Origin of the sequence: Veillonella sp. VA142 (assembly GCF_003992135.1) — a bacterium.
Classification (GTDB): domain Bacteria; phylum Bacillota; class Negativicutes; order Veillonellales; family Veillonellaceae; genus F0422.
Genome location: NZ_RQVN01000023.1, coordinates 1 through 26566, shown reverse-complemented (window position 1 = coordinate 26566; position 26566 = coordinate 1). Strand labels below are relative to the sequence as shown.

Here is a 26566-nt window from a genome sequence, read left to right as displayed (position 1 = left end):
TATACCAATGAAAAGGGTCCTTCGGGACCCTTTTGCCTATTAAAAATATAAAAAATAGAGGAAAGTTGATACTTTTTAATCAACTTTCCTCTATTTTATTTGTGGGCTATTTTGTTACAGCCCCGTTATGTTATTTTCCTTGCATCACCAATAACTGATTCACTTTTCGTTCTAACTCTGCATTTTTTTCTTCTAACTGCTGGATACGTATCTCATAATCGTTGGAAATCATAGGTTTCTTTTCTTCTTTACCGATTCTGAAAGAAGCACCTGCATTCCAAGATACGGTATGTCCCGCAAGGCTAAGTCCAACATTATAGAATCTATCTTTATTTTGGTAATGACCTAAGCCTAGTGCCAATCCCTTCATTCCTTTAAACTGACCTACCCCAGCCATCACTTGTGTTCGATCTATCCCATCATATGGTAAAGCTTTCAATGCACTTAACGCAATGGCAGAAGCCCCTGCCATTTTTGCTGTATCATTAGCAGTCTCCGCCATGGATCGTACCGTATCAATTTGATTGCGAATGCTTTCAGGTTTACTAGCTATAGTAGAATTTAATGTTTCAATTTCTTCAGGTGTGTATCCTAATACATTTGTAATTGCTTTCAATTGTTTTACATTTACTGCATCTGTATCTTTAATACCCCCAGCTACATTGACAATTCTTCGTTTCATCTCTGGAATAGGTAATGAATCATTATCAAATTGCATAGAGTATCCCTCTGTACCTACAGAAACAACACCTTCTGCTGCTTTCACCGCATCTCCTGAAAAAGCAGATGTACCATCTATAGCCGCACCACGTCCTTCTGTAGAAGAATACACACCAATAGCGACACTATTCTTATCATTCACACGCGACCAAGCGCCTAGAGACATACTACTATCTGCCTTAGAACTTATTTCTGAGCGATTACCGATAGCTATACTATCTTCTGACAAAGTAGTTGCATACCGACCTAGAGCGATACTTCTTTTTCTTGCTGTCACAGCTTGAGAACCCATGGCAATAGACTCATCTAGCCAAGCTCGGCTCGCTTTACCAATAGCAATAGCATCGGTTCCATTCGCCCTAACACCATTACCAAGCCCAACTGCATGGAATCCATAAATTCGATTTTGATTCCCTATAGCTATTGCTCGATATGCTACTTTATCTTGATACTCCTCTGGAATCAATGGTGTATCTTTTGTATCTTTTGATTCATCTAAAGGTTTATAATCGTCAGCATTGACTATCTTTTCAGATTGATTTCCTAATTTTGTAGGTGTATCTTGTGGTACTTCTCCTAAGGCTTCATCATCTGTTAGTTTACCAACATAGGAACTAGTGCCGATAACAATTCCTTCTTCTGCATTTTTTTCAACCGTTGCAGCATACCCTAAGGCAATACTATAGTCTGCATTAATATTGTGATTATACCCAATCCCAATAGGGGCATTAATCCGCTTATCTGCAGATCCAATTATGCCTTTACCAATTGATACACCACCCGCCGTATAGGCTGTACTTGTATCTCCATTCTTACCTAAGTTTACTTCTTCTGCTAATACTGTTGACGTACACAGTAAGGCAACCAATGTTGCTAATACTACGTTCTTTCTCATCATTTGTAGCCTCCCTTAGCTTATGAGTTGTTATAGTACGTAAATTATATCACAATTCCTGTATGTTTTTATGATTATTTTCTATAGCATAATCACTATAATTTGTAATTAAATGCTTATATAATTAAGATTATTTTAGCTCCTGACGTAATTACATTAAAAAAGTTCTTTTAGAATCCTTTTCCCTAACAAACAAAAAAAAGCTATTAGTTGATTCTCTAACACCAACTAATAGCTTTGTGTATAGAGGGGCTATCATACAACAGCCCCTTTATGGATTTGGTGCGCCCAGAGGGAATTGAACCCCCGACCTGCAGTTTAGGAAACTGTCGCTCTATCCTACTGAGCTATGAACGCAAGTATACATATATTATAGTCTAACTGTACTCTACCTAGCAATATAAAATCTAAAATAAGATTCGATCTGTATCCTATGTGCATATCCACAATACAGAACATTTTTTCTCACCTATTAAGATTCAATAAAGCTTTATTTTACAAGGGTTATTCACTTTTTGTGTATAAGATGTGTATAACTATAGAGTTATTAACACTAAATTCACAAGGTATTAACAACCTACTCACAATCTATACCCATAGTTATACACTGAGTTATCCACAGTTTAGTGGATAACTATTTCATATGTACGATAAAAGTATTTAAAATTCTCTTGTAATGTTCGATACATACACACATCTACTAGATTTTTTAAATCTCCGTACATTTTTTATACATCCACCATATACACAGTAAGCCTATAGAACCACTCTTACCGTTCTATAGGCTTTTATATATTCTTTTATATTAAATATGTCCTTACAAAGATATATTCAGTATACACTGAACTGTACCCTGCAAATGCTAACTATTCACTATATGCTCTCGCTTATTCAGCAAAATATAATTGACCATTCACTTCTACTGGAATGCCCCAGTCAACTTGTACGCCATTTTTGTTCCACATGCGAGTTAAGGCTAATTTTAAATTATCGTAGGAGTCCAATGGTTTAACTATTAACTCATCATATGTATTCAATCCTGTAGCATGCATTACTGTTTGTTCTGCTTGCAAGTAAGATTCTACTTTTTCTTTCCAAACTGCATCTTCTAATACCACTTGGCATTCTTTTGTTTCTTTGTTATACGCAATATGACCGCGCTCATTATCTCCATAATGAATTGCTAAATATACCCATTCCATGGTGTACCCTCTTTCATGACTAACATAAGTTACGATGTATACTATACTCATACTTTGATGTATTCTGTTCCTATTATATCGTATCTTTCCAAGTAGTGGCAATATAGATACTTTGTACATCATTCAGGACTACTCTCCACCGCTACTTTCCGCGTCACCATCACTTTATCCACCCGCGTGTTGTCCATATCCATCACTTCAAATTGCAATGGTCCATAGTGACAACGATTGGCTTCTTTTGGAATGCGACCGATTAAATATGTCACGAATCCCCCTAATGTTTTGTACAAATCCTCTTCTTCCCCTGGTAATAGTTCGTTCACTTCGAAGTACTCTTTCAGTTCTTCAATGCTGATAAGACCATCCACAAGATAGGTTCCATCTTCTCGTTGAACGATGCGATTTTCTTCTTCTTTCTTTTCCTCTTCCCCAGATGGCATCAATCCCACGATTTCTTCCATAATATCGTGGAACGTAATCATCCCACTCATGCCTCCGTATTCGTCTAGCACAATAGCCTCATGGGTACCTTCTTCTCTGAAAGTAGATAATACTTTCATCAATGACAGAGATTCTGGTACGAGTACCGGTTTACGCATACAATAGGCCAGAATATCTTTCATAGGACGATGGCTTTCTTTCATCTGTTGTGCCAACACATCCACCGAAGAGACTAAGCCTTTCAACTCATCTAAGGAATCGTCACCTACGGGAATACGATGTTCGTTGCATTCCATAATAGTTTCTAATATTTCTTCATCGCTAGCGTTAATATCGATCCAAGTCAACTGTGTACGAGGTGTCATAATATCGCTGGCATCGAGATCAGCTAAACGGAAAATATTTTCTACCAGTACTGGCTCTTCTTCTTCATAGGCACCTAGTTCCACACCTTGTACGAGCATTTTATTGATTTCCGATTCCGTCACTGGTGCTTCTTCCTTGTGTTTCACACCTAGTACTTTCAATAGCATCATCGTAGACACACTAAGGAGTGCTACTAATGGTTTTGTCACCGTAGCGAAGTACTTCATAGGGATGGCCATCATAATGGCGATAGATTCTGGTGAATTATAAGCCAACCGTTTTGGCACCAATTCCCCTATCACTAAGGATAAATAGGTTGTTAAGGATACGATGAAAATAGGGCTTATCGTATCTGCATAATCAGCTAGCCATAGTATATGTTCTTTAATATATGTCGCCATAGGATCGGAAAAGGTAGCACCCGAATACAAACCAGTGACGATACTAATCAAAGTAATGCCGATTTGTATAGTGGAAAACATTTCATTTGGATCCTCCGCTAGCTTGATAGCCATGCGAGCTCCACGATTACCTACTTCTGACTTTTCTTCTAATAACCCTTTACGAGCATTGATAATGGCTAATTCCGTCATGGAAAATAAACCATTCAAAATGATGAGTATGACTACAATTAAAATTTCTATACCTATGTCACTGCCCACTGATTCTATCTCTCCTTATCGATTCCTATCTATAAAACTACACTATATATAACTAATCATCTACTAGCTTTAAATAGTATGCATTCTATTAGAATGCTTACTGTGTATCTTTACTAAATTATATTTCAATACTTAAAAATTATATTGGAATACTTCTGCATTCTTATATAATACTTATTTACTATTTGTAAAAGTAACTCTAATATATATTAAATCACTACCGCTGTCCCTGTGCATGTCACCATAAGCATACCATTTGTTTCACCCAATGTTTCATAACTCACAGATACACCTACGATCGCATTAGCTCCCATATCTTTCGCACGTTTACTCATTTCTTGTAAAGATGCCTCACGAGCGCTAGCTAAAGATGATTCATAACTATTGCTACGACCACCAACAATATCTCGAATGGAGGAGAAAAAGTCTTTCACAAAGTTACGACCTTCTACAACTTCTCCAAATACGATTCCTTTATATTCTTTAATTGGTTGTCCTTCAATTTGCATCGTTGTTGTAATAATCATAGGTATCTCCTTTATTCTCATATTGATATATTTCAAACCTTATTATTCGTATTATATCATATTTAGAATAGTTCCATATAACATTAAATAAACACTTGTTGCACCAGCACCATATACAAAATAGTTCCTCCTCCAATGGATAGGAACATATTTCCTTTCCATAAGTGGAGCAATAATGTTACTACTACGGCAATGATATCTGGTATTCCATGGTATACGCCAGAGATATCTACATGTCGTAAGGAAAATATTACTAATAAGCTCATCGTCGCCGACGGTAATACTTTCCCTAAATACTGCACATAAGCAGGTGTTTTCGTTTTCGAGTTAAATATAACAAATGGTAAAAATCGTGTTGCCATGGTACCTATTACAACAATGGCAATGGTTATAATTTTTTCTGTGAAAGTCATTGCTCTCCCTCCATTGTTCTGCCTAACAGACTTAACATTACCACGATACCAATCATAGCGGGAATCATAAAGTGTTCGCTACCAAATATCCACAAGGAAATCCCAGGGATGATTATTCCTATACTAGAACTAATCAAATTCCGTTGCATTTTATATTGTTCTAGAGCCAACACAATAAAGAGTGCAGTCAGTACAAATTCTAATCCTTTCGCATTAAAAGACAATACAGATGCAAAAAGATTACCTATGACAGATCCGACCACCCAATAGATTTGATTTAATAAAGTTACAAAAAAATAACACCATTTCTTGGAAATTTCAGTAGGAATTTGTGATGTATAATTGATGGAAAAACTTTCATCCGTCATTCCAAATATGAGATATGGTGTTAGCCATCCCATATGTCTATATATAGTTAACATAGAAATTCCATAAAATATATGACGTCCATTGACCATGAGTGTAATTAAGAAAGCACTCACTGGATCAAAGGGAGATAGTAACATAGCTACAGTTACAAATTCCATAGACCCTGCATAAATGAGAGCACTCAATGCCAACGTATATCCCCAGGAAAAACCCATAGAATGCATATAAATACCATAGGATAGTCCTAAAAATAAAAATCCCAATAATAACGGTGTTGTTTTAAGAAAACCATATCGAAAGGCAGGTCCTATACTATGTTTTGTTGGTTCATATTCCATATATACCATCCTTTCTTAAAAACAGCCTACAGGAACTTCTTCCCATAGGCTGTTTCTATTAGTCCTCAAAATCGCGAGATAAATCGACTTCTTTTAGAGGTACTACTTTTGTTTTATGTTTTGCTTTATACCATAAGTATACGGCGAAGAATACTGGAAGACCAATATAAGCAACAGATACTCCATACCAGTCAATACTTTCACCCATGAAGGCTGTATAGTTTTGACCAGCAATGATAATTAAGCATAATGCTAAAGCAAATAATGGACCAAATGGGAACAAAGATGCTTTATAAGGCAATTTAGATACGTCATGACCTTGCGCCACATAAGCACGACGGAAACGATAATGTGCAATAGCAATACCCACCCATGTAATGAATCCACTCATACCACTGATGTTGATCAACCAAGTATAGGCTTGACCTTCTCCAATTAAGGATGTTAAGAAGGCAAATAAACCAAAAGCTGCTGTTGCCAACAACGCTGGAATTGGCACTCCACGGTGATTAATAGAACTAAAGAATTTTGGTGCATCTCCCGATTTAGACATTGCATATAGCATACGTGTAGAGGAAAATAATCCAGAGTTACCTGCAGACAATACGGCAATTAACAAAATAGCATTAATAAAATGTGCTGCCCAATCAAACCCAAAACGATCAAATACTAAAGTAAATGGGCTAATAGATACATTTTCTACAGAACTATTCAATAAATTTGGATCATTATAAGGAATTAAGAAACCAATCACAATAAATGAACCAATATAGAACAGTAAAATACGCCAGAAAATAGAGTTAACTGCTTTTGGAATATTTTTCTCTGGATCTTCTGATTCACCAGCTGCCGTACCAATCAATTCTACCCCTTGGAATGAGAAACCTGCAATCATAAAAATGGCTAAGATAGAAGAGAATCCCCCTACAAATGGTGCTTCATCTAATGTCCAATTATGGAATCCTGGAGATGGATTTCCTACTCCAAGAATTAGCAATGTTCCTAATAATAAGAATACAATAACAGTAATCACTTTGATGCTAGAGAATACATACTCACTTTCACCAAAAGAACGAGCTGAGAAATAATTCAATACAAATAGAATCAGCAAGAATATAGCGGACCAAACAATGGCAGGCACATCAGGGAACCAGTATTTCATGATAAACGCACTGGCTACAAGTTCTGCTGCTAATGTGATGGCCCAGTTGAACCAAAAATTCCAGCCTAATGCAAAGCCTAAGGCTTTATCTACATATCGAGAAGCATGAGTACCAAAGGAACCAGACACTGGCAAGTACGTAGTCATTTCTCCTAAGCTTGTCATCAAGAAATATACCATGATACCGATGAAACCATAGGCCACTAAAGCACCACCAGGACCGGCTGTACTTACCACTTCACCACCAGCTACGAATAAACCTGTACCGATGGCACCGCCCAAAGCAATCATATTCATGTGGCGGGATTTTAAGCTTCTTTTTAATTTATTATTTTCCATGGGACCTCTCCTTATAAGTCAAGATTTCTTACATATTCAGCATTATCTTCAATGAACTTTCGACGAGGCTCTACCTTATCTCCCATCAAAACACTGAATATTTTATCCGCTGCAATACTATCTTCCATACTTACTTGGAGTATCGTTCGATGTTCTGGATTCATCGTTGTATCCCATAATTGTTCTGCATTCATTTCTCCAAGACCTTTATACCGTTGGATTGTAATATTTTCACGTCCAATTTCATCGAGTCTATCTGAAAGTTCTTGGTCACTGTATGCATACCACTGTTTTTGACCTTTTTTAATTTGGTACAACGGTGGTTGCGCAATGAATACATGACCTTCTTCAATCAATGGTCGCATATAGCGATAGAAGAATGTCAATAATAAGGTACGAATATGAGCGCCGTCCACATCCGCATCTGTCATAATAATAATTTTATTATAACGGCTCTTCGTAATGTCAAAGTCTTGTCCAATACCTGTACCGAAAGCCGTAATCATAGAACGAATTTCTGCATTAGCTAAAATTTTATCAAGGCGAGCTTTTTCTACATTTAGAATTTTACCACGTAATGGTAAAATCGCTTGGTAACGGCGATCACGACCTTGTTTTGCTGTACCACCCGCAGAATCACCTTCGACGAGATAAATTTCTGTCATAGTCGTATCTTTTTCAGAACAATCTGCTAATTTACCAGGCAAAGAACTCACTTCTAAGGCATTTTTACGGCGTGTTAATTCACGAGCTTTACGAGCTGCTTCACGAGCACGACTCGCATTGGTTGCTTTTTCGATGATTTTCTTTGCTTCCGTTGGATGTTCTTCTAAATATACACGCAATCCATCAGATACGATGGTATCCGTAATCCCTTTTACTTCGCTATTGCCTAATTTACCTTTTGTTTGACCTTCAAATTGTGGTTCCAATACTTTTACGCTTACTACAGCTGTTAAGCCTTCACGCACATCTTCCCCAGTCAAATTACTTTCATTTTCTTTCAAAATTCCAGCCTTGCGACCATAGTCGTTCAACGTACGTGTTAAGGCCGTACGGAAACCGCTCAAGTGCGTACCACCATCAATGGTATTGATATTGTTGACGAAGGACAAAATCGTTTCGCTATAACTATCATTATATTGCAGTGCCACATCTACCACTACATCATCACGAGTATTATCAATAGAGATAACACTTGGTGTGATGGCTTCTTTTGCTTCATTCAAATATTCAATGAATTGTACTAAGCCACCTTCGTAGTGGAAACTTTCACTGCGACCGTCCCCGCGTTTGTCGGACAAGGTAATGCGCAATCCTTTATTCAAGAATGCTAACTCTTGTAAGCGAGTTTTTAATACATCAAATTCAAAAATGATAGTTTCAAAAATTTGTGGATCTGGTTTAAATCGTACTGTTGTACCTGTACGATCCGTCGTACCAATTTCTTTCAAATCAGATGTTTTATTACCACGTTCAAAAGAAATTTCTTGAATTTTTCCGTATTGGTATACATCGACGATAGTCCACTCACTCAAGGCATTCACTACGGAAATACCTACCCCATGAAGACCACCGGACACTTTGTATCCACCACCGCCAAATTTACCACCTGCGTGAAGTTTGGATAATACTAGTTCTACCGCAGGCATACCTGTTTCATGCATCCCTGTTGGAATCCCACGACCATCATCGATAACTTCAATACTATTATCTTCGCAAATGGTCACTTCAATATGTGTGGCATACCCAGCTAGTGCCTCATCCACACTATTATCTACAACTTCATACACCAAGTGATGTAATCCACGGGCAGATGTGCTACCAATATACATACCAGGTCTCATACGAACTGCTTCTAAGCCTTCAAGGACCTGTATATTACCGGCATCATAATTTGTTTGTTCTGCCATCTGACATCCTCCTACTATTTATATAATACATTCTATTATACAATACTTTACTATTTCTGTGAAAGTCTCATACTTCATTTCACTTGCATTTTATTTTCTTCATTCCAACGATACTTATTTGTAATATTTACAACTTGTTCATAAGACAATTCATCTTGTGGTTTTGATGTAATTAGCATCGTCGCCCAATACATATCATTTGCATCCGTAGAACCTTGAAACAAACGAGTTAAATAATAATAAATACTTTCTTCTTTTGCCACTTCATACCATTCATAGGTACACCAGGGAGCAATTGCTTTCATTTGATCATATTTATAATGAGGATAATCCTTCAATAGACCTTTCACCGTACAAATGATATGTCGATACTTTTTATATTCACACTGAGGACATACCTTTGCAGATCCTTCCGATTGCCAACGACCACAGATAGGGCATTGATGAAAGTTCTCTTGCTCCAATATATATTCTTTTTTCGTTTGCTCCATTCGTGTTTGCAATACTTTTTGACGAAGTTCCTCATGACGAATCACACGGACAGAATCTTCTATACTTTGTACAATCTCAGGGGATAACACAATTTGCTGAAAGTCTATACTTTCCTCATAAATAGGTGTCATATCTAACGCATCCCCTGATACAAGCTGATCTTGTAAAACACGTCGTGGAAGTTGCACTTTGATATCTGTAATAATAGATTCCCCATAATACTCACGTAATGCTTCCAATAATTGTGGCTTACGCATAGTCATTTCTTGCATCCACACGGTATGAACAATTTCAACTACGATAACAGGTGGCTTTATATGTACTATTTTTGCTTGCCCACTCACCATAGGTCCTACGACAGACTCCCAATCATGATAGAGTTTCATAAGCCGATACATTTCATAAATGCCTAATTCTTGTAACATGGCATCACGAAGATTCGTCACTCCTGTAAGAGATTCTAACTTACTCTCCATATGATATTTCCTCCGCCAAGTCTATATATTGTACCCTGTCTAAATCCATTGTATCCGTTATATCAGTAGCAGTAATGATTGTCTGTACACGCTTATGAATAAATTTGATTAAATTAAATCGACGTTTCTGATCCAACTCACTAAGTACATCATCTAATAGTAAAATAGGATATTCGCCTACTTCTGATTTAATATATTCTAATTCACTCAACTTAACTGATAATATGGCTGTCCGTTGTTGTCCTTGTGAGCCAAATCGTTTCAAATCCATAGAACCTGAATAAAAGATAATATCATCACGATGAGGTCCCACTGATGTTTGTAATCGTCGCCGATCCTCTGATAATTGTTCTTGCAAAGCTTGTAATAAAGACTCCTTAGTCAACAATAATTGTTTCTCACTATACGGCTGACTATATTGCAATCGTAAATCTTCTTTCCCATCGGTCAGTTTTCGATTCATTAAATCCATTAATTGATTTAATTTTTTTAAACTTTCCAATCTTTTTTGAATAATTTGAGCCCCTAAAGTAGCAATTTGTTCATCCCAATCTTGTACTGGTACTTTACTAGTATAATTATATTCCTTGAGTATCCGATTTCTCTGCTGTACAGCTCGTTGATACATCATAAGTTGATGATAATATTGAGGACTAGTCTGACTAATTTCCATATTCAAAAAACGACGTCGCAAAGAAGGTGTTCCTTTTATTAAATCTAGATCTTCCGGAGAAAAAATAACTGTATTCAAAGTGCCTACTAATTCTTTTTGGGATAAAGGATTATCATGCAAACGAATGACTTTTTTTCCTTGACGACCCCATTTAATTTGCAACGTATGAGGCGTATCAGCTTTCATAAAGTGCACGATAATACTAGCCTCATCCTCATTCCAAGAAATAACATCTTTTATATCCGACGTACGATGACTATGCCCCATTGTTGCAATATAAGCAGATTCTAGGATATTTGTTTTTCCTTTTCCATTAGGACCATGGATAACAATAATTTCTGGTGTGAAAGTAATAGTTTTATGACGATGATTGCGAACATGTATGAGTTCCAATTCAGTCACATACACAATTAAGCCTCCTTCACTACAGTAATTGTTACTTCATTAGCAATAGTTACTACATCATTAGGATAGATTTTTTTTCGTTTTTCTGTAATTAATACGCCATTTAAGGTAATTTTTTCTTCTTCTAACAATACTTTAATTTGTCCACCTGTGGATAAAACATTAGCATATTTCAGTAATTGATCTAATTGAATATACTCTGTATGAATAGATACAGTTTCTTGATTCATAATTTCCTCTTTCTCTTAATTTTGAGTATGAACTGGTGTTACCACATATGTGTAATGGTCATTATTATCTTGACGAATTACCATAGCCCCTTTTTCTTGTAAATACATATGGATTCTTTCACCTGTACTATGTTTCAATAAGTCATCAATATATTTACCATTAAAATTAATAGTGAAAGGATTTCCTTCAAAAGTACATATTACGATATCTTTAACCATACCAATATCAGCACTTTGAGAACTCAATATAACTTGATTTTTTTCCCAATCATAACGAATAGCAGAATAACTCATATCTTTCGCCATAAAATAGACACGATCTAAGGAACTAGCAAATTCACGACGATTTAAAATAGCGCTAGCATCAAATTTAGCAGGAATAACACGTTTATAATCTGGATATGTACCTTCAATTAATCTTGAAATAATATATACATTATCAAATACAATAGCTATTTGATTTCTATTCCAAATTAATTTAACCATAACAGGTTGATCTGATGGTAATACTCTGGAAACTTCCTCTACAGTACGTTTTGGAATGACGATACGCATAGGATCTTCAAGTGTTGTATTTAAGGTAACTTTTTTAACCGCCATACGATGTGTATCAGTACCTACCATAGTAAACTCATTGCCTTCAATTTCCACTAGTGTACCACAGAAAATAGGACGATCTGTATCGGTAGAAGTAGCATATACGGTTAAGTCGATTAATTGTTTTAGCTGATCTCCGTCAATCATAATACTATTATCATCATGGATTTGTTCCACTAAGGAGAAATCTTCTACTTGCATAGTCACTAATTTAAATTCAGAATGATCTGATTTAATCTGTAACTGATTAGAATTATCTGGTTTATATAATTCTACTTGTTCACCCGGTAATTTTTTTAGAATTTCTTGAAAATATTTAGAACCTACCACAATAGTACCTGGTTCAAGAATAGTAGCATCTACTTGGGATCGCATACCAATTTCAAAGTCATTGGCTTGTAATTCTACATAATTATCTTTAGTAGAAATATAAATAGATCCTGGTAAATTAGAGCTTGTTTTATTACTTGCTACACGTTGGAATAGTGACATAGCTTTCACTAATTCAGTTTTGTTAAATTGAAGTTTCATCATTAACTCCTTATGACTAATATAACTATGTTAAAGTTTTTTTATTTAAAGTAGTAGCCGTAGTAGTAGGGCGCGTGTATAAGTGGATAGGTATATAAAATCCTTGAGATTCAATGTTTTATACATGTTCACAATGTTGGGAATAGAAAATTATATCTATCCACATAGTAACAGAATAAATCTTATCTTGTGTGTAAGTCGATAGTTGTTAACAGTCTAGACACAAAGTGTACACATATTACACACATATTTATCCACATTTTAAAGATTACTTAGCTTCTTCTAATTCTTCACGAATACGTTCAATGGTATATCGTAAATCTTGGTCTTTTTCCATTTCTCTGGAAATTTTTTCATATGCATGCAATGCTGTGGTATGATCTTTTTTACCAAAAGCAAAGGAAATTTGTGGGTAACTTTCATTGATTAATTCACGAGCTAAATACATAGCAATTTGGCGTGGATGAGCATATTGTTTATTACGTTTTTGGCTAATTAAATGCTCTAGCTTGATTTTAAAGTAATCTGCTACAAATTCTTGGATGTATTTAATGGATAATACAATTTTTTCTGTGTGAATGATAAAGTCTTTGATTGCTTTATTGGTAAATTCTACATCAATCGTTTCTAATCGGTTTGTGATGGCTGCTTGTGTAATTAATGTTTCAAAAGCACCTTTTAATTCACGAATATTTCTCTTATTAAAATACTGTGCAAATAGGTGAATAACCTCTTTTGGGACATATAAAGTTGGGTATTCACTACGACGATGATAGATTTCTTCATGGATGATAGCTTCAATCATTTCTGGATTTGGTGCCTCAATTTCTACGGTAAGACCACTGTTGAATCGTGTAATTAAACGTTCTTCCATTTCCTTGTAATCCTTTGGTGGTTTATCACTAGATAGGATAACTGCTTTATTGTGACTTAATAAATGATTGAAAGTATTGAAAAACTCTTCTTGTGTAGTTTTTTTATTTTTTTCTTCTAAAAATTGTACATCGTCAATAATAAGTACATCGATATCACGGAAGTTACGACGGAATTGATCTGGTGTTTTTGTCCGTAAAGATTCAATGAAACTATTCATAAAATCTTCACTAGTAATAGACATAATTTTAGCAGATGGATTATTAGCCAAAATTTCGTTGCCGATAGCATGCATTAGATGAGTTTTACCAAGACCAGATTGACCATGAATATATAGTGGATTATATCGAATACCTGGATTTTCTGCTACTGCTTTCGCAGCACTAAAAGCAAGGCGGTTAGAATTAGACTCAATATAATTATCAAAAGTAAAAGCACGATTTAGATGTGATTTAGAAGAACTACTCATATTCCGTTGTACAGGTGGTGCTGGTGATATAGTAGTAGTTGTTTTGGTAACAAATAAATCAGCAGGTACTGGTTTTTGTATACCTTGTGAAGAGGAAGTATTTCTTTGAATAATAACAGGGGAATCATAGCTAGGACGACTCACTCCTTCTGGTAATACTTCATCATATTCTTCTACCTCCCAAGGAGGAGAAATAATGGGAGTTGAAGAGCTTTCCATTGTTGTATCTTCAATAGAGGGCATATCGATAGGTGGCATAGGAGGAATATCTGTCGAATGACTTCCCATACTATCTGTAGAAGAATCTATACTTGATGTATCTGTTAAATAATCAATAGTTTGTAAACTAGGAAGTAAACTTTTTGCTGCCTCTATGATTTGGTTATGGACTAATGGAGTTTGAATATATTTTAATTTACTAGGATCCATAACAAATAAGGTTAGAATAGTAGATGTCATAGAATAGGGCATCAGTGAATTCACGACCAAGGAGTCCCACATTTGCTGTGGCATTTTTGTTTTTGTTTTTTGCATCACTTGGTCCCATAGGGAGTAGAGATCTAAGTCACTCATAATAAACCTTCCTGTATTATGTATAAGAATTATTTGTCCACATCATGATGAGTGTGGATAACTAAAAATTAGACAAAGAAAAAGAGTTCATAAACAAGATAATAAGTAGAATTGTTTCTATCCACAATATTGTGAATAAGTCAGTGGATAAAATATAAAAAAAGTGGAAAACTTGTTTATAACCCTTCGTTGGTGCATGTCATTATTATACCAAAAACTTTTTTTCTTTACTATGGATTCTATAGGATTCATTTTTACTTTTTATAAAAAATCTTTGCTTATTACTGTGAAAGTTATAATAAAAGTAAAGATTTTAAAATAAGAAAGAAAATATTACTATGAATGATAAGAGATATCTATCGATGTATGTAAAGTTCTACTATAACAATATTACAAATCGTTTATATATATACTATTAAAAACAAGGTTTATATTGACAGAATTAGGGTTTATACATATAATTACTATGTTATGGTATACGAAAAAATAAACCTATCATGAGGAGGTGTTGTTGTAATGAAACGTACTTACCAACCAAATACACTTTGGAGAAAACGTACTCATGGTTTCCGTGAACGTATGAAAACCATCGGTGGCCGTCTAGTATTAAAACGTCGACGCGCTAAAGGCAGAAAACGCTTATCTGCATAATCAAATATACAGCAAGAGAACTTGGCCATATAGCCAAGTTTTTCTGTATGTACGGTATTAAAGGATAACTATGAATAGTTTAATAAAAGATAGAAGAATACGGAAAAACAATGAATATCAATTAGTGTATAAGCACGGTCGCTATGAAATTGGACGTCTGTGTGTGGTCTATCATATGCCGGTGGCAAAGCAAAAAAGTAAAATTGGTTTTGTCACAGGTAAAAAGGTAGGTGGCGCGGTACAGCGCAATAGAGCACGACGTTTGATGAAAGAAGTGTATCGTCTACATCAACATGAATTGCGTGAAGGTCATCATATTGTAGTAGTCGGTCGAGGGTACTTGGCCAATGCTACGTACGAACAGGCAGAGCGCGAAATGATGCGTCTATTCAAAAAATGTAAATTGTTAAAGGATAGAAACTAATGGGTATTAGTAAATTTGTAAATTACTTGTTAATTGGATTAGTTCAGTTCTATCGATATGCTTTATCTCCTTTAAAGCCAAGTACTTGTCGTTTTTATCCCACCTGTTCAATGTACATGTTGCAAGCATTGCGACGGTATGGACCTTTAAAAGGTAGCTATTTAGGCATCAAACGGATTTTGAAATGCCATCCCTTTCACAAGGGTGGATATGATCCTTTGCCGTAGCACAATTTTGGAAATACCTGAGTACCTGTATGGATGAAATATAGACCATACCATAACGTATATGGGTACATAAAGGTGCATATAACAGAGAATAAGAAAAGGAGTAGGCATGGAAATCTTTCAATATTTAGTAGATTTTATGAGAAGTCTTGTGGAATATTCGTTTTTGGCTACAAAAGCGATGGGCTTCCCAAGCTATGGTATCGCGATTATTTTGCTTACCATTGCGATTAAACTTGTATTAGCACCATTGACACATAAACAAGTGCAGTCTATGAAAGGAATGGCTGAATTACAACCTAAAATGAAAGCCATTCAAGACAAATATAAGGACAATCCACAAAAAGCACAGCAAGAAATTATGAAAATGTACAAAGACTTGGGTATCAATCCATTAGCTGGTTGTTTGCCACTTATTGTACAAATGCCATTCTTAATTGCTATTTTCTATGCATTGCAAGGATATCCATATGATCCTCAATATGCACAATTTTTATGGTTACCAAATTTGAGTGATCCAGATCCAATTTATGTATTACCAGTATTATCTGCTTTGTCTACTTATGTTATGAGTAAACAAACATCTGCTGGTGGCAATAATCAACAAGCAAAAATTATGGGTATTTTTATGCCATTGTTTATTGGTTATATCAGTTTGAATTTTGCTAGTGGATTGGTTATCTATTGGGTAGTTTCAAATCTATTCCAATTAGCACAACAAACATTAATTTATCGTAATAACAAATAGGAGGCTAGGCATGGATTACATTGAAGTGTCAGCAAAAACGATTGAAGAGGCAACTTCACAAGCAACAGCCCAAATTGAAACTCAAGGTCGTGTTGTTACGTCTGTGAAAGTATTAGAAGAGCCATCGAAAGGTTTTTTAGGTTTTGGTAAAAAAGATGCTCTTGTTCGCGTATATTTTGAAGAAACAGCAGTTGAGAATACTGTTGTTACTGAAGAAGTAGTACAAGTTGTGGAATCTGTAACAGAAACAACGGTAAATACTGTAGAAACAGTAGAAACTGAAATTCCTGTGGTAGTCGAAGATGGTATTACAAAAGCAGAACAAGATTTCATTGCCGATACAGGTAAAGAATTTTTATTAGGTATGTTTGGAAAGATGGGCTTATCTGTACAAATTGAAAAATTAACTACTAAAGATAAAATCACATTCCAAGTACATGGGGAAGAATTAGGTATTTTAATTGGTAAACATGGTCAAACATTAGATGCTATCCAATACTTAACAAATCTTGTAGCTAATAAAGAAGTTCGCCGTCGTTGCCAAATTGTTGTAGACGTGGAAAATTACCGTTCCCGCCGTGAAGAAACTTTAATTCAATTGGCACATCGTTTAGGTGCTAAAGTACGACGTACACGTCAAAAAATTGCTTTAGAACCAATGAATGCTTTTGAACGAAAAATCATTCACTTAGCATTGCAAAATGAAAAAAATATCAAAACAGATAGTGAAGGACAAGAACCGTATCGTCATATTGTCATTTATTACAAACGATAGGTTGTAATTACTATCTAAATGAAAAAGAGCAGACTCGGCTGCTCTTTTTGTTATAAGATTCAATTATACATTCATGTTAGCTGCTTTACGAACATAGAACCAGTAACATACGAATACTGTTACGATGTTGAAAGCAAGTAATACTGCGAATGCTGGGTGGATACTTCCAAATGTTGTGTACACATAGCCAAAGATTTTTGGTGTAATGAACGCACCGTACGCAGCAACTGCCCCTACGAAACCAGCAATTAAGGAAGATTGTAATCCATCTGTGAAGATGTGAGGAATCATACGGAATGTAGAACCTGTTACAAAACCACAGGATATGAACATTAATACAGTCATTCCAAAGAAGAATGGGAAGTTATGCATATCTACACCTACCGCAATTAATACAGTAGTGATACATAAACCGATCAAACCGATAAAAGTAATTTTTGTACCGCTGTTGATTTTATCGGCTAACCAACCACCTACTGGACGAAGACTGGCAGATACTAGAGGACCAACGAATGCGATGTGAGCAAATGGAATTTCAGGGAATTCTGTTTTAACAAGTAAACCAAGTGCTGCTGCATATCCGGAGAAGGCACCGAAGGAGCATGTATATAACAATGTCATAGCCCAAGTGTGTTTGTTGCTGAAAATTTGAGCTAGTGCTTTAGGATTTGGTTTTGCTGATGGCAAGTTATCCATGTAACGAGTCATGCATGCTAGGATAATTACTAAAGGCACAATCCACATGAACGCTGCGTTGGCTAAGTACACCGCATTGCCTTTGACGATAGCTGGTGTCACACCGAAGATATTACCTAACGTAGCAGAACCCATAGCAAATGGAGCTAAGAAGTAAATTACGGAGATACCAAGGTTACCGATACCACCATTGATACCAAGAGCGGTCCCTTTTTCAGCTTTAGGGAAGAAGTTACCGATGTTCGCCATGGAGGAGGAGAAGTTACCGCCGGCTAAGCCGATCAAAGCTGTTAAAATCATAAATGTTTCATAGGTTGTTGATGTATCTTGTACAGCATACCCTAACCATACTACAGGTACTAATAAGATGATTGTAGAAATGAAAGTCCAGTTTCTACCACCAATTAAAGCAGGCATGTAAGTATAGATAAAACGGAACGTAGCACCTACTAAACCTGGGAAGGCAGCTAATGTAAATAATTGTTCTGTTGTGAAATGGAATCCAGCTCCATTTAATTGTGCTGCGATGGTGGACCATAAATACCAAACGCAAAATGATAACGTTAATGCAATGGTAGAAACTACCAAGTTTTGTTTAGCAATTTTTTTGCCAAACTTTTCCCAAAATTCGGGATTTTCTGGTTGCCAGTTCGCAATAATTTCTTTGCGGCTCGCACCCACTTGAGGCATTTTCATCTCTGACATGAGAACACTCCTTTAATCCTTTCAACGTACAACTTGTGATACTTTTTGTATCACAGTAAATCGAAGACACAAATTAGTATAAAAAAATATTGACTTATGCCATACTTTCATTATAATATGTGCCTAAAATCACACACTTATTATATAAGATATAATATAATGTGAATGTGATAAAAAGCACAACTTATATAATTATTAATAAGTTATAATAGTAACATAGCGCAAAATTTAAAATGTAATTGAGAAATTGATATAGCTAAGTTTATATCAACTTCATAAGTATGGGATGTTACTGAAAGATGTATGGTGACAGTATGGAACAGGAGTTAATCAATCAATTGCTAGCATTGCCAGGTGAAGTAATTCATCTGAAAAAAGGAGAATTTTTATTTCACGAAGGCGATAAGGCAGAACATTTTTATATCGTTCAGAGAGGGCGCCTCAGTATTAAGAAATTTGAATCCACAGGACATATTTTTGCATTACGATTAGTAGGTAAGAATAATGTGCTTGGGGAAATTCCTTTGTATGAGACGAATACGAGATCGTATGTATTTAATGCCATTGCAAGAGAAGATTGCTCAGTCTATTGTATACGTTACGACGTATTAGAACCTGCCATTGCTAAGGATCATTCCTTAGCCATTACGATGATGAAGATTTATACGCTTCATATGCGTCGACAACAAGCTAAGTATAGAGACTTATTATTATACGGTAAGAAAGGTGCATTTTATTCTACATTATTGCGTTTAGCTAATAGTTATGGTATTAAGCGGGATGACGGTATTTATATCGACATTGCATTAAGCAACCAAGAGTTAGCTGAATTTACTGCCACATCACGGGAAGGTTTAAACCGCATGCTAAGTGAGTTACGAAAGTTAGGCTATGTAGCCTATGATAAACACCATCTGGTAATCTGTGACTTTGATGCATTAATCGATCTGCTAGATTTAGATATAGAAACTATCGATCCTAATATTAGCAATATCGAATGATTAAGGTTATCCCCCCTTGCTGTGAGCACTACGAAGGCAAGGGTTTTTTTGTATTTTTAAGGAGGACATGAGATGAGTCTTTTATCTCAAAAATTTAAGTTTCTTCGCAAGAAGGACGTATCTCCAACAGGCCATCAAATCACAGAAGAAGGTGGTCGTGAATGGGAAAATTTTTATCGTGACCGTTGGTCCTACGATAAAGTAGTCCGCACCACACATGGCGTAAACTGTACTGGTTCTTGTAGCTGGAATATTTACGTAAAAAATGGTGTTGTTGCGTGGGAAAATCAAGCAACTGATTATCCTAAAACACCAGATGATATGCCAGATTACGAACCACGTGGATGCCCTCGAGGATCTACTTTCTCTTGGTATTTATACAGCCCACTACGCGTAAAATATCCATATGTACGTGGTGAATTGATCGAGCTTTGGAGAGAAGCGAAGAAAACTGCTAAAAATCCTATCGAAGCATGGAAATCTATTGTAGAAGATCCTGAAAAAGCAAAACGTTATAAATCTGCTCGTGGTATGGGTGGCTTTGTACGTTCTACTTGGGATGAATCTACAGAAATCGTAGCAGCTTCCTTATTATATACAGCAAAAACATATGGTCCAGACCGCAACGCAGGATTCTCTGTAATTCCAGCTATGTCCATGTTGTCCTATGCAGGTGGTGCGCGTTTCTTGAACCTTATGGGTGGTACTCCACTTTCCTTCTATGACTGGTATGCTGATTTGCCGCCATCAAGCCCACAAGTTTGGGGTGAACAAACTGATACACCAGAATCTGGTGACTGGTACAATGCAGGTTACATCATTACATGGGGTTCCAACGTACCATTGACTCGTACACCGGATGCTCATTTCTTGGCAGAAGTACGTTATAAAGGCACAAAAGTAGTATCTGTATCTCCTGACTATGCAGAATCCACTACATTCTCTGATACTTGGTTGAATGTAAAAGCTGGTACAGATGCAGCGATGGCAATGGCAATGGGTCATGTCATTCTGAAAGAATACTATATTAATAAAGAAACTCCATATTTCAAAGAATATGCGAAAGAGTTTACAGACTTCCCATTCTTAGTACGTGTAGAAGAAATCAATGGTGCTTTACAAGCGGGTCGTTTCTTGAATAATCAAGATTTAGGCAGCACAGAAGATGGCGCTGATTTCCACACTGTCGTTATCGATGAAATTACGAATACAGTAGTGGCACCAAATGGTACATTAGGTGATCGTCATACAAATCCTAAAAAATGGAATTTACGTCTTGAAAACCGTGCAACAGGTGAGACAATCTCCCCTCGTTTATCTGTCATCGATCAACGTGATTCCGTTGCATTAGTAAAATTACCTTATTTCGGCGATGAAGCTCATGAAGGTATTATTGAACGTGCTATCCCAGTTATGACAGTACAAACTAAAGAAGGTCCTGTACAAGTAACAACAGTTTACGACTTAATTCTTGCTAACTACGGTATCGATCGTGGTTTAGGCGGTGAAGTGGCTACTAGCTATGAACAAGATACTCCTTACACTCCAGCATGGCAAGAAAAAATCACTGGCGTAAAAGCAGATGTAGTGATTCGTACAGCTCGTGAATTTGCAGACAACGCAGAAAAAACAAAAGGTCGCTCTATGATTATCATGGGTGCTGGTATCAACCACTGGTATCATGCAGACGTAATTTATCGTACGATCCTTAACTTGATTATGTTCTGTGGTACAGAAGGCGTTAACGGCGGTGGCTGGGCTCACTATGTAGGACAAGAAAAATTACGTCCAGTAGAAGGTTGGGCTGGTATTATGACAGCAAACGACTGGAGTAAAGCACCTCGTTTACAAAATGGTACATCTTGGTTCTACTTTGCTACAGAACAATATCGTTCTGACTGTATCGATTTAGCAGACCGTGTATCTAAATTGGCTACTCCTCGTTACAGACACCCTGGTGATTATAACGTGTTGGCAGCTCGTTTAGGTTGGTTGCCGTCTTATCCTACTTTTAACCGTAACTATCAAGATTTGATCAATGATGCTCGTGCTACAGGCGCAGGTACTGAGGCAGAAATTAACCAATACATCGTACAAGCTTTGAAAAATAAAGAATTGAAATTCTGTGTAGAAGATCCTTCTGCAAAAGAAAACCATCCTCGCAACTTGTTCGTATGGCGTTCTAACTTGATTGGTTCCTCCTCTAAAGGTCATGAGTATTTCTTGAAATATTTATTGGGCACTAAAAATGGTGTCATTGAAGATGAAGATGCACCAGTACGTCCAGAAGAAATCAACTGGCGTGAAGCTCCAGAAACAGGTAAATTAGACCTATTAATCGACATTGATTTCCGTATGGCATCTACTGCGTTATACTCCGATATCGTATTCCCTGCAGCGACATGGTACGAAAAACAAGACTTATCTTCCACAGATATGCATCCATACGTGCACGTATTCCAAGCGGCTGTAGATTGCGCATGGGACACTAAATCTGACTGGGATACATTCCGTACGTTAGCAGAAACAGTATCTCGCGTAGCAAAAGAATCTGGTTTCACTGAATATGAAGATATCGTAGCACAACCATTGGGTCATGATAGCCTAGGTGAAGTGGCTCAACCATTGGGTAAAGTATTAGACTGGAGCAAAGGTGAATGTGAACCTATTCCAGGTAAAACTATGCCAAATCTTGTACACGTAAAACGTGACTACAGTAAAATCTTTGAAAAATTCATCGGCTTAGGTCCTAATATTGAAAATAAAGTGGGCGCTCATGGTTTATCATGGGATGTATCTGATGCTTACCAATCCTTATATGAACAAAATGGTACCATCAACCAACCAGGTTTTGTATCTCATGGTCGTCCAAGCATCTATGAAGCGCGTGAAGCTTGTAATGTTGTGTTAACATTGTCCTCTTGTACGAATGGTAAATTGGCAGTTCGTTCCTGGCAGGCAATGGAAGAAAAAACAGGCTTAACAGATCTTCAAAAGAATGCAAAAGGTCGTGAAGAAGAACGTATTACCTTTGAAGATATGGTTCGTCAACCACGCTTTATTATTCCATCTGTAACAAGTACAGGTAAAAATAATAAAGACCGTCGTTATTCTCCATTTACAACATCTACTGAGGATAAAGTTCCATTCCGTACCATCACTGGTCGTCAATCCTTCTATTGTGATCATGAAATGATGCGTGACTATGGTGAGGCTATGGCTCTTTATAAACCAGTCTTGTCCTACGCACCAGTGAAAGGTGATTATGCACAAGAGGGCGTTCCTCAAATCACATTGAAATACTTAACACCACATAATAAATGGTCTACTCATAGTATGTACTTCGATAGCCAACAATTGTTAACATTGTTCCGTGGTGGACAAACAATTTGGTTGAATGAAGATGATGCGAAAGAAATCAATGTCCAAGATAATGATTGGGTAGAAGCTTTCAATAAAAACGGTATCGTCGCAGCCCGCGCTGTAGTATCCCCACGTATTCCTCGTGGTATTTCCTACATGCACCATGCCCAAGACCGTCACATCAACGTACCAGCTGCGCAAATCAAAAAACAACGCGGTGGTACACACAATGCACCAACTCACATTCATTTGAAACCGACACATATGATTGGTGGTTATGGTCAATTAAGTTATGGATTCAATTATTATGGCCCAACTGGCAACCAACGGGATATGACTATTGTGGCTCGTAAAATGAAGGAGGTAGATTGGCTTGAAGATTAAGGCTCAAGTATCTATGGTCCTAAATTTAGACAAGTGTCTAGGATGTCACACATGTTCTGTCACTTGTAAAAATACATGGACAAACCGCGAAGGTGCGGAATATATGTACTTTAATAACGTAGAAACTCGCCCAGGTGTTGGTTATCCACGTCATTGGGAAGACCAAGAGAAATGGAAAGGCGGCTGGACTGTTGGTAGCGATGGAAAATTAGCATTGGCTACAGGTTCCAAAACAAATCGTCTGATGAAATTGTTCTACCATCCAGAACAACCTGAGTTGAAAGATTACTTTGAACCATGGACATATGATTATGAAACATTGATCCATTCTGGTCGCAAAAATAACCAACCAGTAGCACGTCCACGCTCTTTAGTAACTAAAGAACGCATGGAAATTAAATGGGGTCCTAACTGGGATGACGATTTGGCTGGTGGTGAGCACGCTCGTTCTGATGTTAACTTAGCTAAAATGGGCGAAGATATCGTGTTTGACTATGAAAAAGTATTCATGCGCTACTTACCTCGTCTATGCAATCATTGCTTGAATCCAGCATGTGTGGCAGCGTGCCCATCTGGTGCGATTTACAAACGTGATGAAGACGGTGTAGTTCTTGTTTCTCAAGATGTATGTCGTGGCTGGCGCCATTGCGTACCATCTTGCCCATACAAAAAAATCTTCTACAACTGGGAAACGAATAAAGCTGAAAAATGTGTATTCTGTTACCCACGTTTGGAAAATGGTTTACCACAAATCTGTGCGGAAACTTGCGTAGGTAGAATGCGTTATGTAGGTGTAGTTTTCTATGATATGGATAAAGTAGAAGCAGCTGCGGCTACAAAAGATGATGCGAATATCTATGAAAATACAGTAGATTTAATCTTAGATCCTCATGATCCAGAAGTAGTGAAAGCGGCTCGTGCTGAAGGTATTGGTGAAGCTTGGATTAAAGCAGCACAAAAATCTCCAGTTTACAAATTGATCAAAGAATGGAAAGTGGGCTTACCATTACATCCAGAATACCGTACATTACCAATGGTTTGGTATGTACCACCATTGAGCCCAATCGTACAACGTATTACATCTGAAGTATACTTACCAGATGCAAATGAAATGCGCGTACCTGTGCAATATCTTGCAAATCTATTTACAGCAGGTAATGCAGATGCCCTAGCTCGTGTATTACAACGTGTATTAGATATGCGTGAATATATGCGTCGTCGTGATGTAGGCGGTGAAGCTCCTGAGCATCCAATCGATTTAACAGAAGATCAAATGTATGAAATGTACAAATTATTAGCCTTGTCTAAATACAATGATCGTTTCGTGATTCCTACAGATATCAAAGCGTCTCGTGAAGGTCGTGCAGATATGCAACATAAACGTGGTTTTGCCTGTCCTACAGGGGGATGCCAATAATGAATGATGCTCAGAAAATAGCGCTTATTGCGTCATTTCTGCTTCGTTATCCTGATGCTACTTGGTACGATGAATTACAAGAATGGAAGGGGGACGCAACATCTGTTGCGCACCCTCAACTCCGTCAAGCCTTGATAGAATTCTTCGACTATGTGGAAGAAACACCTCGTAAAGAGTTTGAAGATCAATATGTGCGTACTTTTGATTTCAGTCAAAATACAAATATGTATTTATCTACTTATGAATTACAAGGTACAGGGGAACAAGCAGAAGAACTTGTGAAATACAAAGCATTTTTCCTTGAAAATGGCTATGACTTACCAAAAGAAATGCCAGACTTTGTCCCAGCTATTCTTGAATTATGTGCGCTTATCGAAGAAGAAAAAGCAAAAGAAATTTATGAATACTGTAAACCAAAATTAGAATATATTCGGGAGCGCTTCATTGAAGCAAAACTGCCGTATGCATTCTTATTTGATATTATTTTATCTGTTGCAAATGGATTGGAGGACGGTGTACTATGAGTTTATTTCTATGGGGCGCCCTGCCTTATATCGCTTTCACCTTCTTACTCGTAGGGACTCTTGTTCGTTTCTTTTACTTTGAAAGAAATTGGACTACTAAATCAAGTCAATTTTTAGAAAAGAAACAATTGCGTATTGCTAACCCATTGTTCCACTTTGGTTTGCTTTGCGTTATCGGTGGTCACGTGGTAGGTGTATTAATTCCTAAAACTTGGACTGCTATGGTGGGTGTAGATGACCATATGTATCATGCTGGTGCCTTGTATATGGGTGCTGTAGCTGGCTTCCTATTTATCGTAGGATTCTTGATGCTTATGAAACGTCGTTTCACAACACCTACATTACGTGCTAACACATCTAAAATGGATGTATGGTTATATGTATTCTTTACACTAGCTATCTTTAGTGGTATGGCTGGTACCTTATTGAATGCATCTGGATTCTTTGACTATCGTGTGTCTATTGGACCTTGGTTCCGTAGCGTATTGATGGCTATGCCAGATCCATCCTTAATGGAAAACGTTCCTGGTATCTTTAAGTTCCATATGCTATCCTGGATGATTGTGGCTATCATATTCCCATTCAGCCGTTTAGTACATTGCTTAAGCGTACCATTTAACTATTTAGCACGACCATTCATCGTGTATCGTAAACGAGACCGTCGCTAGTTTTCTCTATAAAAGTCTGTGGCGTTCGTAACTGAATAATATAAAGGGAAGCCCATGGCATACTCCTTCTCAAACGGTATTTCATAATGTTTGTTCAGGAGCACGCCATGGGCTTCTTGCATTTATGTTATTTAAGGCTCTTTGTCAAATGTGGGGGCTACTCATATAAAAAGTTCTTAGCACTAGCTATTTAAATAGCTAGTGCTATTCTTTTTGCTCAATAAAAGTATACGAACTCTGAAGCGTTCAAAATGGCGCAACCCATAACTTATTCTCTTTAACACTTTAATGTTATTATTACATCCTTCTGTAAACCC

At 36.8% G+C, this 26566-nt stretch carries 25 protein-coding genes and 1 tRNA gene; 10 read left to right on the top strand and 16 right to left on the bottom strand.

Going from position 1 to position 26566, the window contains the following annotated elements:
- Positions 1-130: 130 nt before the first annotated feature.
- The 14 genes from EO117_RS07880 to dnaA all read right to left on the bottom strand — a co-directional run bounded on the left by EO117_RS07880 (position 131) and on the right by dnaA (position 14666).
- Positions 131-1618, bottom strand: a complete 1488-nt coding sequence (locus tag EO117_RS07880; RefSeq protein ID WP_126939925.1) for a YadA-like family protein — start codon at positions 1616-1618, stop codon at positions 131-133.
- 277 nt (positions 1619-1895) lie between these two features.
- Positions 1896-1972 (bottom strand) — tRNA-Arg (locus tag EO117_RS07875).
- Between the two features lie 530 nt (positions 1973-2502).
- Positions 2503-2868: a hypothetical protein gene (locus EO117_RS07870; RefSeq protein WP_240632606.1), complete on the bottom strand. Its 366-nt coding sequence runs from the start codon at positions 2866-2868 to the stop codon at positions 2503-2505.
- Positions 2869-2936: 68 nt separating this feature from the next.
- Positions 2937-4286, bottom strand: coding sequence for a hemolysin family protein (locus EO117_RS07865; protein WP_126939924.1), 1350 nt, complete (start codon positions 4284-4286; stop codon positions 2937-2939).
- 209 nt (positions 4287-4495) lie between these two features.
- On the bottom strand, positions 4496-4813 hold the full coding sequence (locus EO117_RS07860; RefSeq protein WP_126939923.1) for a YbjQ family protein: 318 nt from the start codon (positions 4811-4813) through the stop codon (positions 4496-4498).
- A gap of 83 nt (positions 4814-4896) precedes the next feature.
- A complete protein-coding gene (locus EO117_RS07855) occupies positions 4897-5226 on the bottom strand; it encodes a branched-chain amino acid transporter permease (RefSeq protein WP_126939922.1) in 330 nt (109 codons plus the stop codon).
- The gene (locus EO117_RS07850; RefSeq protein WP_126939921.1) at positions 5223-5933 is read right to left on the bottom strand and encodes an AzlC family ABC transporter permease; all 711 of its coding nucleotides are present in this window, start codon (positions 5931-5933) and stop codon (positions 5223-5225) included. Before EO117_RS07850 ends, EO117_RS07855 begins: the two co-directional genes overlap by 4 nt.
- Before the next feature lie 58 nt (positions 5934-5991).
- Positions 5992-7434: an amino acid permease gene (locus EO117_RS07845; protein ID WP_126939920.1), complete on the bottom strand. Its 1443-nt coding sequence runs from the start codon at positions 7432-7434 to the stop codon at positions 5992-5994.
- Positions 7435-7445: 11 nt separating this feature from the next.
- A complete protein-coding gene (gene gyrB / locus EO117_RS07840) occupies positions 7446-9347 on the bottom strand; it encodes a DNA topoisomerase (ATP-hydrolyzing) subunit B (RefSeq protein ID WP_126939919.1) in 1902 nt (633 codons plus the stop codon).
- 74 nt (positions 9348-9421) lie between these two features.
- The gene (locus tag EO117_RS07835) at positions 9422-10315 is read right to left on the bottom strand and encodes a DUF721 domain-containing protein (RefSeq protein ID WP_126939918.1); all 894 of its coding nucleotides are present in this window, start codon (positions 10313-10315) and stop codon (positions 9422-9424) included.
- Positions 10305-11396 carry a DNA replication/repair protein RecF gene (gene recF, locus EO117_RS07830; RefSeq protein WP_126939917.1) on the bottom strand — a complete coding sequence of 364 codons (1092 nt, stop codon included), beginning with the start codon at positions 11394-11396 and terminating at the stop codon, positions 10305-10307. The genes EO117_RS07835 and recF overlap by 11 nt, the downstream gene beginning before the upstream one ends.
- A 2-nt stretch (positions 11397-11398) precedes the next feature.
- Entirely contained in the window at positions 11399-11623 is a 225-nt protein-coding gene (locus tag EO117_RS07825) for an RNA-binding S4 domain-containing protein (protein WP_126939916.1), read from the bottom strand.
- 15 nt (positions 11624-11638) lie between these two features.
- Positions 11639-12751, bottom strand: a complete 1113-nt coding sequence (gene dnaN / locus EO117_RS07820) for a DNA polymerase III subunit beta (protein ID WP_126939915.1) — start codon at positions 12749-12751, stop codon at positions 11639-11641.
- A gap of 268 nt (positions 12752-13019) precedes the next feature.
- The gene (dnaA, locus tag EO117_RS07815) at positions 13020-14666 is read right to left on the bottom strand and encodes a chromosomal replication initiator protein DnaA (RefSeq protein WP_126939914.1); all 1647 of its coding nucleotides are present in this window, start codon (positions 14664-14666) and stop codon (positions 13020-13022) included.
- 516 nt (positions 14667-15182) lie between these two features.
- On the opposite strand from dnaA, the gene rpmH reads away from it, so the two are divergent.
- The 5 genes from rpmH (at position 15183) to jag (ending at position 17491) form a co-directional block, all read left to right on the top strand.
- Entirely contained in the window at positions 15183-15317 is a 135-nt protein-coding gene (gene rpmH, locus EO117_RS07810) for a 50S ribosomal protein L34 (protein ID WP_004692946.1), read from the top strand.
- 70 nt (positions 15318-15387) lie between these two features.
- Positions 15388-15741 carry a ribonuclease P protein component gene (rnpA, locus tag EO117_RS07805; RefSeq protein ID WP_126939913.1) on the top strand — a complete coding sequence of 118 codons (354 nt, stop codon included), beginning with the start codon at positions 15388-15390 and terminating at the stop codon, positions 15739-15741.
- Positions 15741-15968: a membrane protein insertion efficiency factor YidD gene (yidD, locus tag EO117_RS07800; protein WP_126939912.1), complete on the top strand. Its 228-nt coding sequence runs from the start codon at positions 15741-15743 to the stop codon at positions 15966-15968. Before rnpA ends, yidD begins: the two co-directional genes overlap by 1 nt.
- A 109-nt stretch (positions 15969-16077) precedes the next feature.
- The gene (locus tag EO117_RS07795) at positions 16078-16716 is read left to right on the top strand and encodes a YidC/Oxa1 family membrane protein insertase (RefSeq protein WP_126939911.1); all 639 of its coding nucleotides are present in this window, start codon (positions 16078-16080) and stop codon (positions 16714-16716) included.
- Positions 16717-16726: 10 nt separating this feature from the next.
- Positions 16727-17491, top strand: a complete 765-nt coding sequence (jag, locus tag EO117_RS07790) for an RNA-binding cell elongation regulator Jag/EloR (protein ID WP_126939910.1) — start codon at positions 16727-16729, stop codon at positions 17489-17491.
- A 63-nt stretch (positions 17492-17554) separates the two neighbouring features.
- On the opposite strand, the gene EO117_RS07785 is transcribed toward jag, so the two are convergent.
- Entirely contained in the window at positions 17555-18892 is a 1338-nt protein-coding gene (locus EO117_RS07785; protein WP_126939909.1) for an MFS transporter, read from the bottom strand.
- 314 nt (positions 18893-19206) lie between these two features.
- Here EO117_RS07785 and EO117_RS07780 point away from each other — a divergent pair, with 314 nt between their 5' ends.
- The 5 genes from EO117_RS07780 to narI all read left to right on the top strand — a co-directional run bounded on the left by EO117_RS07780 (position 19207) and on the right by narI (position 26249).
- Positions 19207-19893: a Crp/Fnr family transcriptional regulator gene (locus tag EO117_RS07780; protein ID WP_371413099.1), complete on the top strand. Its 687-nt coding sequence runs from the start codon at positions 19207-19209 to the stop codon at positions 19891-19893.
- 72 nt (positions 19894-19965) lie between these two features.
- Complete coding sequence (locus EO117_RS07775; RefSeq protein ID WP_126939907.1) at positions 19966-23640, top strand: nitrate reductase subunit alpha; 3675 nt, start codon at positions 19966-19968, stop codon at positions 23638-23640.
- A complete protein-coding gene (gene narH / locus EO117_RS07770; protein WP_126939906.1) occupies positions 23630-25057 on the top strand; it encodes a nitrate reductase subunit beta in 1428 nt (475 codons plus the stop codon). The genes EO117_RS07775 and narH overlap by 11 nt, the downstream gene beginning before the upstream one ends.
- Complete coding sequence (narJ, locus tag EO117_RS07765; RefSeq protein ID WP_126939905.1) at positions 25057-25581, top strand: nitrate reductase molybdenum cofactor assembly chaperone; 525 nt, start codon at positions 25057-25059, stop codon at positions 25579-25581. Before narH ends, narJ begins: the two co-directional genes overlap by 1 nt.
- Positions 25578-26249, top strand: a complete 672-nt coding sequence (narI, locus tag EO117_RS07760) for a respiratory nitrate reductase subunit gamma (RefSeq protein ID WP_126939904.1) — start codon at positions 25578-25580, stop codon at positions 26247-26249. Before narJ ends, narI begins: the two co-directional genes overlap by 4 nt.
- A 182-nt stretch (positions 26250-26431) precedes the next feature.
- Here the strand turns inward: narI and EO117_RS07755 are convergent.
- A partial coding sequence (locus EO117_RS07755; RefSeq protein ID WP_164727450.1) for a transposase occupies positions 26432-26566 on the bottom strand: 135 nt, incomplete at its 5' end.

Bases quoted from the DNA above. Each gene is read 5' to 3' on its own strand.
- EO117_RS07880 (WP_126939925.1), bottom strand. From the start codon at position 1,618: ATGATGAGAAAGAACGTAGTATTAGCAACATTGGTTGCCTTACTGTGT.
- EO117_RS07870 (WP_240632606.1), bottom strand. From the start codon at position 2,868: ATGAGTATAGTATACATCGTAACTTATGTTAGTCATGAAAGAGGGTAC.
- EO117_RS07860 (WP_126939923.1), bottom strand. From the start codon at position 4,813: ATGATTATTACAACAACGATGCAAATTGAAGGACAACCAATTAAAGAA.
- EO117_RS07855 (WP_126939922.1), bottom strand. From the start codon at position 5,226: ATGACTTTCACAGAAAAAATTATAACCATTGCCATTGTTGTAATAGGT.
- EO117_RS07850 (WP_126939921.1), bottom strand. From the start codon at position 5,933: ATGGAATATGAACCAACAAAACATAGTATAGGACCTGCCTTTCGATAT.
- EO117_RS07845 (WP_126939920.1), bottom strand. From the start codon at position 7,434: ATGGAAAATAATAAATTAAAAAGAAGCTTAAAATCCCGCCACATGAAT.
- gyrB (WP_126939919.1), bottom strand. From the start codon at position 9,347: ATGGCAGAACAAACAAATTATGATGCCGGTAATATACAGGTCCTTGAA.
- EO117_RS07835 (WP_126939918.1), bottom strand. From the start codon at position 10,315: ATGGAGAGTAAGTTAGAATCTCTTACAGGAGTGACGAATCTTCGTGAT.
- EO117_RS07825 (WP_126939916.1), bottom strand. From the start codon at position 11,623: ATGAATCAAGAAACTGTATCTATTCATACAGAGTATATTCAATTAGAT.
- dnaN (WP_126939915.1), bottom strand. From the start codon at position 12,751: ATGAAACTTCAATTTAACAAAACTGAATTAGTGAAAGCTATGTCACTA.
- dnaA (WP_126939914.1), bottom strand. From the start codon at position 14,666: ATGAGTGACTTAGATCTCTACTCCCTATGGGACCAAGTGATGCAAAAA.
- rpmH (WP_004692946.1), top strand. From the start codon at position 15,183: ATGAAACGTACTTACCAACCAAATACACTTTGGAGAAAACGTACTCAT.
- rnpA (WP_126939913.1), top strand. From the start codon at position 15,388: ATGAATAGTTTAATAAAAGATAGAAGAATACGGAAAAACAATGAATAT.
- yidD (WP_126939912.1), top strand. From the start codon at position 15,741: ATGGGTATTAGTAAATTTGTAAATTACTTGTTAATTGGATTAGTTCAG.
- EO117_RS07795 (WP_126939911.1), top strand. From the start codon at position 16,078: ATGGAAATCTTTCAATATTTAGTAGATTTTATGAGAAGTCTTGTGGAA.
- jag (WP_126939910.1), top strand. From the start codon at position 16,727: ATGGATTACATTGAAGTGTCAGCAAAAACGATTGAAGAGGCAACTTCA.
- EO117_RS07785 (WP_126939909.1), bottom strand. From the start codon at position 18,892: ATGTCAGAGATGAAAATGCCTCAAGTGGGTGCGAGCCGCAAAGAAATT.
- EO117_RS07780 (WP_371413099.1), top strand. From the start codon at position 19,207: ATGGAACAGGAGTTAATCAATCAATTGCTAGCATTGCCAGGTGAAGTA.
- EO117_RS07775 (WP_126939907.1), top strand. From the start codon at position 19,966: ATGAGTCTTTTATCTCAAAAATTTAAGTTTCTTCGCAAGAAGGACGTA.
- narJ (WP_126939905.1), top strand. From the start codon at position 25,057: ATGAATGATGCTCAGAAAATAGCGCTTATTGCGTCATTTCTGCTTCGT.
- narI (WP_126939904.1), top strand. From the start codon at position 25,578: ATGAGTTTATTTCTATGGGGCGCCCTGCCTTATATCGCTTTCACCTTC.